Source organism: Metapseudomonas cellulosilytica (genome assembly GCF_049334135.1).
Lineage (GTDB): Bacteria > Pseudomonadota > Gammaproteobacteria > Pseudomonadales > Pseudomonadaceae > Metapseudomonas.
Genome location: NZ_JBHZGN010000004.1, coordinates 306,188 through 318,876 on the forward strand (window position 1 = coordinate 306,188; position 12,689 = coordinate 318,876).

10 protein-coding genes are annotated in these 12,689 nt (G+C 64.3%); 2 read left to right on the forward strand and 8 right to left on the reverse strand.

Going from position 1 to position 12,689, the window contains the following annotated elements:
• Nucleotides 1-107 precede the first annotated feature (107 nt).
• Together betB and betI (ACFW0H_RS07500) are read right to left on the reverse strand one after the other, a co-directional pair.
• Nucleotides 108-1,580 carry a betaine-aldehyde dehydrogenase gene (betB, locus tag ACFW0H_RS07495; protein ID WP_422913265.1) on the reverse strand — a complete coding sequence of 491 codons (1,473 nt, stop codon included), beginning with the start codon at nucleotides 1,578-1,580 and terminating at the stop codon, nucleotides 108-110.
• A gap of 48 nt (nucleotides 1,581-1,628) precedes the next feature.
• Nucleotides 1,629-2,222, reverse strand: a complete 594-nt coding sequence (gene betI / locus ACFW0H_RS07500) for a transcriptional regulator BetI (RefSeq protein WP_422913266.1) — start codon at nucleotides 2,220-2,222, stop codon at nucleotides 1,629-1,631.
• Nucleotides 2,223-2,509: 287 nt separating this feature from the next.
• Between betI (ACFW0H_RS07500) and ACFW0H_RS07505 the strand changes: the two genes are divergently transcribed.
• Nucleotides 2,510-4,048: a BCCT family transporter gene (locus ACFW0H_RS07505; RefSeq protein WP_422913304.1), complete on the forward strand. Its 1,539-nt coding sequence runs from the start codon at nucleotides 2,510-2,512 to the stop codon at nucleotides 4,046-4,048.
• Between the two features lie 165 nt (nucleotides 4,049-4,213).
• Here the strand turns inward: ACFW0H_RS07505 and betI (ACFW0H_RS07510) are convergent, their stop codons facing one another.
• The 6 genes from betI (ACFW0H_RS07510) to choX form a co-directional block, all read right to left on the reverse strand.
• Nucleotides 4,214-4,810, reverse strand: coding sequence for a transcriptional regulator BetI (gene betI / locus ACFW0H_RS07510; protein ID WP_422913267.1), 597 nt, complete (start codon nucleotides 4,808-4,810; stop codon nucleotides 4,214-4,216).
• A 294-nt stretch (nucleotides 4,811-5,104) separates the two neighbouring features.
• The gene (locus tag ACFW0H_RS07515; RefSeq protein WP_422913268.1) at nucleotides 5,105-5,962 is read right to left on the reverse strand and encodes a glycine betaine ABC transporter substrate-binding protein; all 858 of its coding nucleotides are present in this window, start codon (nucleotides 5,960-5,962) and stop codon (nucleotides 5,105-5,107) included.
• 150 nt (nucleotides 5,963-6,112) lie between these two features.
• Entirely contained in the window at nucleotides 6,113-7,057 is a 945-nt protein-coding gene (locus ACFW0H_RS07520) for a choline ABC transporter substrate-binding protein (protein ID WP_422913269.1), read from the reverse strand.
• Between the two features lie 36 nt (nucleotides 7,058-7,093).
• Nucleotides 7,094-7,978 (reverse strand): ABC transporter permease, encoded by an 885-nt coding sequence (locus ACFW0H_RS07525; protein ID WP_422913270.1) that lies wholly within the window; start codon nucleotides 7,976-7,978, stop codon nucleotides 7,094-7,096.
• Between the two features lie 2 nt (nucleotides 7,979-7,980).
• Entirely contained in the window at nucleotides 7,981-9,177 is a 1,197-nt protein-coding gene (locus ACFW0H_RS07530; RefSeq protein ID WP_422913271.1) for a quaternary amine ABC transporter ATP-binding protein, read from the reverse strand.
• Between the two features lie 416 nt (nucleotides 9,178-9,593).
• A complete protein-coding gene (gene choX, locus ACFW0H_RS07535) occupies nucleotides 9,594-10,550 on the reverse strand; it encodes a choline ABC transporter substrate-binding protein (RefSeq protein ID WP_422913272.1) in 957 nt (318 codons plus the stop codon).
• Nucleotides 10,551-10,968: 418 nt separating this feature from the next.
• On the opposite strand from choX, the gene ACFW0H_RS07540 reads away from it, so the two are divergent.
• Nucleotides 10,969-12,345, forward strand: coding sequence for an L-serine ammonia-lyase (locus ACFW0H_RS07540; RefSeq protein ID WP_422913273.1), 1,377 nt, complete (start codon nucleotides 10,969-10,971; stop codon nucleotides 12,343-12,345).
• Nucleotides 12,346-12,689: the final 344 nt, after the last annotated feature.

The following is a 12,689-nucleotide window of genomic DNA, read 5'->3' on the forward strand; positions in this document are numbered from 1 at the left end:
AGAGCAGCATCCTTCGGATGAAAGCTGCAAGCTTCAAGCCGCGAGTAGAAGCGTGAGCGGTTCCGGCTTTTTTCTTGCAGCTTGTGGCTTGCAGCTTGTAGCTGTTTTCAGAACACCGAGTAGTAATCGCCCATCTCGACCTGCACCGACTTGATGCGGGTGTAGTGGGCCAGGGTGGTCAGGCCGTTCTCGCGGCCGACGCCGGACTGCTTGTAGCCGCCCACCGGCATTTCGGCGGGGGACTCGCCCCAGGTGTTGATCCAGCAGATGCCGGCTTCCAGCTTGTGGATCACGCGGTGGGCGCGGGCCAGGTCGCGGGTGACCACGCCGGCGGCCAGGCCGTACTCGGTGTCGTTGGCGCGGCGGATCACTTCTTCCTCGGTGTCGTAGACCAGGATGCTCATCACCGGGCCGAAGATTTCCTCGCGGACGATGGTCATGTCATCGGTGCAGTCGCTGAACACGGTGGCGGCCACATAGGCGCCCTTGGCGAATTCGCCGTCGGTGACGCGCTCGCCGCCGATCAGGAGGCGCGCGCCTTCCTTGCGGCCGGCCTCGATGTAGCCGAGCACGCTTTCCATGTGGGCGAAGCTGGTCAGCGGGCCGAAGTTGGTGTTGGCGTCTTCCGGGTTGCCCAGGCGGATGCGCTTGACGCGCTCGATCACCTTGGCCTCGAAGCGGGCCTGCAGGGCGCGCGGCACGAATACGCGGGTGCCGTTGGTGCAGACCTGGCCGGAGCTGAAGAAGTTGGCCATGACGGCGATGTCGGCGGCGCGGTCGAGGTCGGCGTCTTCGAAGATGATCAGCGGCGACTTGCCGCCCAGTTCCATGGTCACTTCCTTGAGCGACGAGCTGGAGGCGCTGGCCATCACCTTCTTGCCGGTTGAGGTGCCGCCGGTGAAGGAGATCTTCTCGATCAGCGGGTGCTCGGTCAGCCACTGGCCGACTTCACGGCCGCTGCCGGTGAGGACGTTGAACACGCCGTCCGGCACGCCGGCCTCGGTGTAGATCTCGGCCAGTTTCAGGGCGGTCAGCGGAGTGACTTCGCTGGGCTTGAAGATCATGGCGTTGCCGGCGGCGAGCGCTGGAGCGGATTTCCACATGGCGATTTGCACCGGGTAGTTCCAGGCGCCGATACCGGCGACCACGCCCAGGGGCTCGCGGCGGGTGTAGACGAAGCTGGTTTCGCGCAGGGGGATCTGCTCGCCTTCGATGGCGGGGATCAGGCCGGCGTAGTACTCGATCACGTCGGCGCCGGTGACGATGTCCACGGCGCGGGTTTCGGCCAGCGGCTTGCCGGTGTCCAGGGTTTCCAGCTCGGCCAGCTCGTCGTTGCGCTCGCGCAGGATGTCCACGGCGCGGCGCAGGATGCGCGAGCGCTGCATGGCGGTCATCGCGGCCCAGACCTTCTGGCCTTCCACTGCGCTGGCGACGGCGCGCTCGACGTCGTCCTTGCTGGCGCGCTGGACCTTGGCGAGCACTTCACCATTGGCCGGGTTGACGGTCTCGAAGCTGGCGCCGCTGGTGGCCTCGACGTAGCGGCCGCCAATGTAGAGCTTCTGTTCTTCGAATCGGGCCATGGTGGTTGTCCTCTCTTGTAAGTGATGAGCGCAAGGTGGCCGGGCGGTTCAAGCCGCCTGCCTGGCCAGTTGTTGATCAAGGAATTCGTAGGCGATCCGGCGCGCCTGCGCGGTATCGAAGGCTTCGCCGGACAGGGCGCCGCGCAGCCAGAGGCCATCGATCAGGGCGGCCAGGCCGCGGGCGGCGGCGCGGGCACGCCCGGCTTCGAGTTCGCGGCGGAACTGCCAGCAGAGGTTCGAGTACAGGCGCAGGTCGTTGATGCGCTGCAAACGGCGCAGCGACGGCTGGTGCATGCTGCTGGCCCAGAACGCCAGCCAGGTCTTCATGGCCGGGCCGTTGACCTGGGTCTCGTCGAAGTTGCCGTCGATGATGGAGCGGATGTAGCCGCGCGCGGTCTCGTCGCGCATGGCTTCGCGGCGCTTGCGCACCGCGTCCTGCAGATCGTTCATGAGGAAGCGCATGGTGGCTTCCAGCAGGCCGTTCTTGTCCTGGAAGTAGTGGCTGATGATGCCGTTGGAAACCCCGGCCAGCTTCGCGATGTAGGAAATGCTGGCGTCGCCCATGCCGACCTGGTCCACCGCCTCGAGGGTGGCGTGGATCAGCTGGGTGCGGCGCAGGGGCTGCATTCCGACTTTGGGCATTGGGATTTCCTCTTCTTCCGGGCCTTTCCGGACGGGTTGAAATCCAGCCTACTTTATTTTGATTGATCGTTCAAACAACAAAGAATAGGATGCGCACCATGGAACGGTGTGCGGCAGTTCGCCGCACCCGATTCCAGGCCTTCGGCCGGCGGTTGCCACCCGTCGCCGGCTGCGGCCGCGGGTCTGTCGTTGCGCCCATGAGGCGCCTGCTTTCACTGCCCTGGAACGTCCCAATGAGTAAAGCTTCAACAACAACAAGCCATGGGAAGGTGCGCCTGAATCCGGTCGTGTTCTACGGATCCACCGCGCTTATCCTGCTTCTCACGGTTGCCTTGATCGTCTTCCCCGACAGTGCCGGCGCCTGGCTCGGCAAGGCCCAGGCCTGGCTGTCGCGCAGTTTCGGCTGGTACTACATGCTGGCCATCGGCGCGTACCTGTTCTTCGTCCTCTACGTCGCCTTCTCCCGCTACGGCCAACTGCGCCTGGGCGCCGACGACAGCAAGCCGGACTTCAGCTACGGCGCCTGGGCCGGCATGCTGTTCTCCTCGGGCATCGGCATTTCGCTGCTCTACTTCGCCGCGTCCGAGCCCATCGATCACCTCTACAACCCGCCGGAAGGCCAGCCGGGCAGCCAGTTCGCCGCGCGCCAGGCGTTGCAGCTGACCTTCCTCCATTGGGGCGTGCATGGCTGGGCCATCTATGCGCTGGTGGGCCTGGCTGTCGGCTACTTCGCCTACCGCCACAACAAACCGCTGGCGCTGCGCTCGGCGCTCTACCCGCTGTTCGGCGAACGCCTGATGAAGGGCTCGGTGGGCAACGCGGTGGACTGCTTCGGGATCTTCGTGACCCTGCTGGGCCTGGTGACCAATCTCGGCATCGGCTCGTTGCAGGTGTCTTCCGGACTCGAATACCTGTTCGGCATGCCCCATAGCCAGGGCGCGCTGCTGGCGGTGATCCTGGTGATGAGCGCGGTGGCCACCCTGGCCGCGGTGTCCGGCATCGAGAAGGGCATCCGCCGCCTGTCCAACCTGAACATCATCCTGTTCAGCGGCCTGCTGGTGTTCGTGTTGCTGGCCGGCCAGACCCTGCACCTGCTCAACGGCTTCGTGCAGAACCTGGGCGACTACCTCAACGGCCTGGTGCTGAAGACCTTCGACCTCTACGTCTACACCGGCCAATCCGGCAAGAGCGAAGAGTGGATGGGCCTGTGGACCCTGTTCTACTGGGCCTGGTGGATATCCTGGGCGCCCTTCGTCGGCATGTTCGTGGCCCGTATCTCCCGTGGCCGTACCGTGCGCGAACTGGTCAGCGGTGTGCTGCTGATACCGCTGGGCTTCACCCTGGCCTGGCTCTCGGTGTTCGGTAACAGCGCCATCGACCTGGTGATGAACCAGAACGCGGCGGACCTGGGCAAGGCGGCGCTGGAACAGCCGGCCATGTCCATCTACCTGCTGCTGGAGCATTACCCCTGGGCCAAGGCGGTGATCGGCCTGTCGATCTGCGTCGGCTTCGTGCTCTTCCTCACTCCGGCTGACTCCGGCTCGGTGATGCTGGCCAACCTGTCCCGCGAAGAGGGCGACCTGGACGAGGACGCGCCGAACTGGCTGCGTATCTTCTGGTCGGCCGTGGTGACCCTGGCGACCATCGGCCTGCTGTTCGCCGGTAATTTCACCGCCATGCAGACGGTGGTGGTGCTGGCTGGCCTACCGTTCTCGGTGGTGCTGCTGCTCTACATGTTCGCCCTCCTGAAGACCATGAAGGCGGACCTGGCGGCGCAGCAGCCGACCCCGGTCGTGCAGCCGGTGCTGCGTGGCGAAGTGGCCTGATCGGCCATTGGCGTGAAATGAAAAAGCCCGGTCCAAGACCGGGCTTTTTCGTTTGTGGACGGACTGTGTCCTTGTAGGGGCGAATTCATTCGCCAAGCAGGCCGAAGGTCTGCCCTGGGATTTTGAAGGGGGCAGCTGCGCTGCCCTTGGCGAATGAATTCGCCCCTACAGTGTTTCGGCTTTTGCGAGCTGCTGGTCGAGGTAGTCGTAGGCGATCTGCAGGGCCTGATCGATGTTGAAGGCATCGCCCGACAGGGCGCCGCGCAGCCAGAGGCCGTCGATCAGTGCGGCCAGGCCGCGGGCGGCGGCGCGGGCGTCCTCGCGGGGCAGGGTGCGGCGCAGTTCGCAGCAGAGGTTTGAATAGAGCCGGTGGTCGTTGATCCGCTGCAGGCGGCGCAGGGACGGCTGGTGCATGCTGGCGGCCCAGAAGGCCAGCCAGGTCTTCATGGCCGGGCCGCTGACCTGGCTGTCGTCGAAGTTGCCGGCGACTATGGCCCGCAGGTGAGCGCGGGGAGTGTCTTCGCGCAGGGTGGCGCGGCGTTGGCGCACGGCGGAGCTGAGCGCGGCCATCAGGTGCCGCATGGTGGCTTCCAGCAGGCCGTTCTTGTCCTGGAAATAATGGCTGATGATGCCGTTGGACACCCCGGCGACGCGGGCGATATAGGCGATGCTGGCATCGCCCAGGCCTACCTGGTCGACGGCTTCGAGAGTGGCCTGGATCAACTGCGAACGGCGGATCGGCTGCATTCCGACCTTGGGCATCGGGTATTTCCACCAGTCTGTGCGGGATTCGGGGAGCGCGCAGTCTAGGGGGTAATCGATTGATCGATCAATCGAGGGGATTGATCGGGGGCGGCGAGTCCAGGTAGGGCTGACTTCAATGTAGGGGCGAATTCATTCGCCAAGGGCGGCGCAGCTGCGCCGTTCCCCCTTACAGGGCAGACCTTCGGCCTGCTTGGCGAATGAATTCGCCCCTACAAGGCCAGGATCAGGCACCGAAAAAAGCAAAACCCCCACCGGCCTTGCAGTCGGTGGGGGCTCGCTACGCGGGAGGGCTTACTTCAGCCAGTCGTCCACGCGCTCGGGGTTCTTGGCGATCCAGTCCTTGGCGGCCGCTTCCGGCTTGGCGCCTTCGCGGATGGCCAGCATCACGGCGCCCACTTCCTCGCCGCTCCAGGAGAACTTCTTCAGGAACGCGGTGGCTTCGGCGGCCTTGGCTTCCAGACCCGGGTTGACCACGGTGTCGACGTGCTCGTCATCGCCATAGACCTTTTTCGGGTCTTCCAGGAAGCGCAGCTTCCACTTGGCGAACATCCAGTGCGGAATCCAGCCGGTGACCACGATCGGCTTCTGGGCCTTCTCGGCGCGGGTCAGGGCGGTGGCCATGGCCGGGCCGGAGCTGGGCATCAGCTTGATGTCGAGGTTGTATTGCTTGATGGCGTCTTCGGTGCGGCGCATCACACCCGCGCCGGCGTCGATGCCGGTGATCTTGCCGTCGAAGTCCTTGCTGTACTTGCCCAGGTCTTCGATGGATTTGGCCTGCACGTAGTCAGGAACGATAAGGCCGATCTTCGCGCCTTTGTAGTTGGAGCCGAGCACCACCACCTTGTCCTTCAGCTTGGCGTAGTACTCGCCGTGGGTGGCCGGCAGCCAGGCGGAGAGGGTGGCGTCCAGGTCACCGCGGGCCACGCCTTGCCACATGATGGCCGGTTCGACGGGCTGGAGTTCTACGCCGTAACCCAGTTTCTCCTTGAGGATTTCGCCCGCTACATAGGTGGCGGCGACGCTGTCGTCCCAGCCGTTCACGTAGCCGATCTTCAGGGTGGGTTTGTCCGCGGCATTGGCCAGGCCCATGCCAAAGGCGAGGGCGGCGACGCCGAGGGTTTTCAGATACACGGATTTCAACTTGCGCATACGTATTGCTCCATCAGGTGGGATTGGCAGCCAACTACGTGGTCGATGACCCGTTCTCAGGCGGGTTTCGCGACAGTGCCCCTCGCGGCCCGTTGCCGGACCGCGATTGGCGAATTGCAAGGAACGGGGCCCCGGACGGGGCCCGGGGTGTTACAGACCGAGGTGTTTCTTCACGGCGGTGGCGCCGTCCTGGCCGTCATAGGTGGTGACGCCGGCCAGCCACTTGTCCAGCGCGGCCGGGTTGGCCTTGAGCCAGGTGGTGGCGACTTTCACCGGATCCTCCTTCTCGAGGATCTTCTCCATCAGCTGGCTTTCCATCTGCACATTGAACTGCAGGTTGTTCAGCAGCTTGCCGACGTTGGCGCAGCGTTGCTCGTAGTCCGGCGGGATCACGGTGAAGACCTTGGCGGCGCCGTAGTCCGGACCGAATACATCATCGCCGCCGGCGAGGTAGGTGATGTCGAACTGGGTGTTCATCGGGTGCGGTGCCCAGCCCAGGAACACCACCGGCTCCTTCTTCTTCACTGCGCGCTGCACCTGCACCAGCATGCCGGCCTCGGAGGACTCGACCATGCGGAATTCGCCCAGGCCGAACTGGTCGCCCTTGATCATCTTGTCGATCAGCAGGTTGCCGTCGTTACCCGGTTCGATGCCGTAGATCTTGCCGCCGAGCTGGTCCTTGAACTTGGCGATGTCCTGGAAGCTCTTCAGGCCCGCATCAGCCGCGTAGGTCGGAACCGCCAGGGTGTACTTGGCGCCTTCCAGGTTCGGGGTCGGCAGCACTTTCACGCCGTTGTCCTTGGTGAAGGGCTCGATCACCGCGTCCATGGATGGAGCCCAGTAGCCGAGGAACACGTCGATCTGCTTGTTCTTCACCCCGGTGAAGGCGATGGGCACGGACGCCATGATCTTGCGCGGGGTGTAGCCCAGTCCCTCGGTCAGCACCATGGCCACACCCGTGGTGGCGGCGATGTCGGCCCAGCCGATTTCGGCGAAACGGACCTGCTTGCAGCTCTGCGGCTCCTGGGCCCAGGCGCCCTGGGTCAGTGCGCAGGCCAGCAGGCCCAGTGCAGCGACTTTTTTCATTTTTTTCATCAAGCGACTCCCTGACTTTGAAGGATGAAGCGTTCTTTACTGCGCTTGCTGCCGCTGCAATCTCGCGCCGAGCCGGCCAAAGACACGACCGCGGGTGGTCTGGCGCGTTCCGAAGCTTTCGGTGATGCGGTCGAGGATGATTGCCAGCAGTACCACTGCCATGCCGCTTTCGAAGCCCAGGCCAATGTCCAGGCGCTGGATACTGGCGAGTACATCGTTACCCAGGCCGCCGGCGCCGACCATCGACGCGATGATCACCATGGACAACGCCATCATGATCGTCTGGTTGACCCCGGCCATGATCGAGGGCATGGCATTGGGCAGCTGCACTTTGTATAGCAGCTGCCACGGGGTGCAGCCGAAGGATTGGCCGGCTTCGACGATTTCCTTGTTCACCTGGCGGATACCCAGTGCGGTCAGGCGCACCGCCGGGGGCATGGCGAAGATCACCGTGGCGATGATGCCGGGCACACGGCCGAGGCCGAAGAGCATGGCGGCCGGGATCAGGTAGACGAAGGCCGGCATGGTCTGCATGAAGTCCAGGATCGGACGGATGACCACGGCCACGCGCTCGCTCTTGGCGGCCCAGATGCCCAGCGGGATGCCGAGCAGCAGGCTGATCAGGGTGGAGGAGAAGGTCAGGCCGAGGGTGACCACGGTCTGCTCCCAGAACCCGGTCATCACGATCAGGATCAAGGACGCCGCGGTGAAGGCGGCGAACTTGGCGCCGATGCGCCAGAAGCCGAGGCCGACGAAGACGGCGATGATCACCCAGGCCGGCGGCCAGAGCAGGAAGCGTTCGATCAGCTCGGAGAAGCCGCTGACCACGTTACCGACGCTTTCGAAGGCGCCGCTGTAGTTTTCCAGAAGGTGCTGGACGACATCGTTGACCCAGCTGCCCAGATCCAGTTTCTCGCTCATCGTCATTCTCCCCGCAGGCGGCTCAGCAGGCGGCCTTTGCTGATCGCGCCGCAGTAGCGGCCACTCTGGTCGACCACCGGGATCGGCCCTTCATTGATCACCAGGCGCTGGATGACGCTGTCGAGCGGCAGGTCTTCCGGCACCGGGTCGATGTGCTTGAGCAGGTTGTGCTCGAGGTCCAGGGTGCGACCGCCTTCGACCAGCAGAGCGATCTTCTCCAGGCTGATAGAGCCGCGGAACATGTTCTTCTCGTCGACGATGAAGGCGTAGTGCTTGTCCATGGCCTGCAGCTTCTGGCAGACGGTCTGGGCGTCGGGCGCCCTGCCGTTGTGCACGAACAGCGGAACGCTGTCGGACTTGAGCTGGCCGGCGGTGAGGTAGCGGCTGGTGTCGACCGTGTTGAAGAAGTTGCGCACGTAGTCGTTGGCCGGATTCTCGATGATCTCCTGGGGCGTGCCCACCTGGATCAGCTTGCCGCCTTCCATGATGCCGATGCGCGAACCGATGCGCATGGCCTCTTCGATATCGTGGGACACGAAGATGATGGTGCGGCTGTGCTTCTTCTGCAGGTCCAGCAGCACGTCCTGCATCTCGCGGCGCTTGAGCGGGTCGAGGGCGGAGAAGGCCTCGTCCATGATGATCATCGACGGGTCGACCGCCAGGGCGCGGGCCAGGCCGACGCGCTGCTGCATGCCGCCCGACAGCTCATGGGGATACTTGTGGGCGAAGCTGGCCAGGCCGACCTGCTCCAGCACTTCCATGGCGCGCTTCTCGCGTTCCTTCTTGCTCTTGCCGGCCACTTCCAGGCCGAAGGCAGCGTTGTCCAGCACCGTGCGCGAGGGCATCAGTGCGAAGGATTGGAACACCATGCTCATGTCGCGGCGGCGCAGGTCGATCAGTTGCGACTTGGGCAGCTTGGCGACGTTCTGACCATCGATGAAGACATCGCCGGCGGTGGGCTCGATCAGACGATTGATCAAACGGATCAGGGTCGATTTGCCCGAGCCCGACAGGCCCATCAGCACGAAGATCTCGCCTTCGTTGACGCTGAAGGACACATCGCTGACGCCGATCACGGCGCCGCGCTCGGCCAGGATCTTTTCCTTGCTCCAGCCTTGCTTGAGTAAATCGATTGCTTCTTGCGGTTGTTGCCCGAAAACCTTGTAAAGGTTTTGAACCACGATCTTTCCAGACTGCATGGGATATTTCCCCTTCAGTAGACATCCAGGTCAGCTACACGGAGCCAGAACGGACGCTCGATGACGCCCAGCCTGGTGATGCCGACTGTCTTGCCTGTGTGGATAACAATGTTTCGAGAACCTGACAGCCCTCTGGCAGTGTTACGAAACCCATTCCCTGGGCGGGTTCTGCACCTCGAACCGAGGCGCGCGTACTTCCGAAATTTCTTATTAGGCCGGCCTCTACTCGGGGGGAGGCCGCCGCTTGTGTTCTTCGGTCCGGAGCGGAGTGCTCACGGTCTGTCAGTCCACGGGAACCGACAGCGACGAAATCGGGTGACTCAACGATAAAGCCTTGAGGCCTTGGCAATTGTCGGTTTGCGACGTTCATATGTTGGGCGACGACATGGCCAGGGGATATCGCTGGATGCGTTGCGTCAGGGCGCTTCGGCCCGGACGAGCGCTGCCGGGAGTGCACCACCGTCGCGCGCGGTGACGCCCTGCAGCCAGGTGGCCAGGGCGCCGGGATTGGCCTTCAGCCAGGACTTGGCCTCGCGCCGGCGGTTGGTGCTCTGATTAAGTATGGCCTCCATCAGGTGGTTCTCCATGGCCAGGCTGAACTTCAGGTTCTTCAGCAGCCGCCCGAGGTTCGGGCACTCCTGGGTGAGCCCCTTGCGCACCGTGGTATAGACGGTGGCGCCGCCGTAATTCGGGCCGAACCACTCGTCTCCGCCGTCCAGGTAATGCATCTGCAGCTGGTTGTTCATGGGGTGCGGTTCCCAGCCGAGGAACACCGCCCACTGCTGGAGATGCTCGGCGCGCTTGACCTGGGCGAGCATGCCGTTTTCGTTGGACTCAACCAGTTTGAAATTGCCGAGGCCGAATGCGTTCCCGGCAATCATCTTCTGGATCAGCTTGTTGCCGTCGTTGCCGGGCTCGATGCCATAGATCTTCCCGCCCAGCTGCTGCTTGAACCCGGCCAGGTCGGCGAAGCTCTTCACGCCGCCGTCCCAGGCCGCCTGGTTCACCGCCAGGGTGTACTTGGCGCCGGTGAGGTTGGCGCCCAGGCTCTCGACCGTACCTTTCTCCAGGTAGGGGCGGATGTCGTTTTCGCTGGCCGGCATCCAGGTGCCGAGGAACACGTCGACCTTGCCGTCACTCATCGCCTTGTAGGTGTCGGGAACCGACAGGCGACTGACCTTGGTGACGTAGCCGAGCTCGCTCAGCACATGGCGGGTGACGGCGGTGGTGACGGTGATGTCGCTCCAGCCGACATCGGCGAAATGCACGGTGGAGCAGCGCTCGGGATCGGCGGCGGCCAGCGCCGGCTGGGTGGCGATAAGGGCAGTGGCCAGCAGCGTTGCCGCCAGCAGGGAAGTGGTGGGTCGAGTCATCTGGAGGGTCCGTCCACAGCAGGTTTTATTGTCGTTTTTTCCGGACTCGCGTGGCTGTCGGACTGCTGCAGGCCGCGCCCCCGGGCGCCCGGATGATGCGTGCCAGACGTATCGACTGACTACCGACCCGGTCGCACTCAGAACTGATCTGTCGCGGGTGGTGCATCGCATCAGGGGTTCCCGGAGACGGCTTTCTGTAGGGGCGAATTCATTCGCCAAGCAGGCCGAAGGCTTGCCCTTGGGCGCCTGCTGGGGGCAGCTGCGCCGCCCCTGGCGAATGAATTCGCCCCTGCAGGCTGTTCGCCCCCCATGCAGTCGATCACGACGTATTTGGATACGACTAAGTCGGTGTTGGAAGTCTCCGCTTCGGCGAAATGCCGATCATGTCGCCAAGAGTGATCCCGACCGGAGTTTTCCCGTGGCTATCAGCGTGTTCGACCTGTTCAAGATCGGTATCGGCCCCTCCAGCTCGCATACCGTGGGCCCCATGCGCGCGGCGGCGCTGTTCGCCACGGCGCTGCGCGAGCGCGGCCTGCTGGCGCAGGTGACGCGGGTCGAAGTGCGCCTGTACGGCTCGCTGTCGGCCACCGGCGTCGGCCACGGCACCGACCGTGCGACGGTCATGGGGCTGATGGGCGAGTGGCCGGACCGCATCGACCCGAAGCAGATTGCCCCGCGCATTGCCGCGCTGCAGGAAAGCCGCGAGCTGCTGCTGGACGGCACGCAGCCGGTGGCCTTCGACTGGGCGCGCGACCTGCTGCTCCTGGAAGAAAACCTGCCCTACCACCCCAACGCCATGACCCTGATCGTCGAAGGCGAAGCCGGTGAATTGCACCGCGACACCTACTACTCCATCGGCGGCGGCTTCGTGGTCGACGAGGCCCAGGCCAAGTCCGGCCAGCTGGACCAGGACGCCACCGCACTGCCCTACGATTTCTCCAGCGCCGAGGAGCTGCTGCAGCTGTGCCGGCAGCACAACCTGCGCATCTCCGAGGTGATGCTGGCCAACGAGAAGGCCTGGCGCAGCGAGGCGGAGATCCGCTCCGGGCTCTTGAAACTCTGGGACGCCATGCAGGAATGCGTGAGCAACGGCCTGGGCGAGGAGGGCATCCTCCCTGGCGGACTGAACGTGCGCCGCCGCGCGGCCCGGCTGCACCGTAGCCTGCAGGAGCTGGGCAAGCCGAATGTGATCGGCTCGACCATGAGCGCCATGGAATGGGTCAACCTCTACGCCCTGGCGGTGAACGAGGAGAACGCCGCCGGCGGGCGCATGGTGACGGCGCCGACCAACGGCGCGGCGGGGATCATTCCGGCGGTGCTGCACTACTACATGCGCTTCAACCCCGAGGCCAACGACGACGACGTGGTCAATTTCTTCCTCGGCGCGGCGGCGGTGGGCATCCTGTGCAAGAAGAACGCCTCGATCTCCGGCGCCGAAGTGGGCTGCCAGGGCGAAGTGGGCTCGGCCTGCGCGATGGCGGCGGCGGGGCTGGCGGAAGTGCTGGGGGCGACCCCGGCACAGCTGGAGAACGCCGCCGAGATCGGCCTGGAACACAACCTGGGGCTGACCTGCGACCCGGTGGGCGGGCTGGTGCAGGTGCCGTGCATCGAGCGCAACGCGATTGCCGCGGTGAAGGCGATCAACGCGGCGCAGATGGCGCTGCGCGGCGACGGCGAGCACTTCATCTCGCTGGACCGGGTGATCCGCACCATGCGCGACACCGGCGCCGACATGCACGACAAGTACAAGGAAACCTCCCGCGGCGGCCTGGCGGTCAGCGCCATCGAGTGCTGACCCACAATCGTCCGCCGCTGCCTTCCTTTGGTGCGCGAGGCGGCGGATGAGTGGGGTGACCAGCTGGTCATTGCGGAAACCTTCGGTCTGTTACTGAAGGTGTTGTCCTACAGCGCGGGGTGACAGCCACTGACGCCCCCAGTGCTACCTAAGTCCCCAGGGACCGGCGGACGCTGGTTCTGGCGGTCGCAAACAGAATGATTCTGTCGCTCACGCCTAGGCCTTGTGGCACGGGGCTTGGATGGAATTCCCTTTTTTTGATTGAACGACCAATCAATCTAGGCACGACCTTTGCCTAGATTTAGTACTTCCCGGTTTCGCAGTACCGGGCCATAACAAAAAGC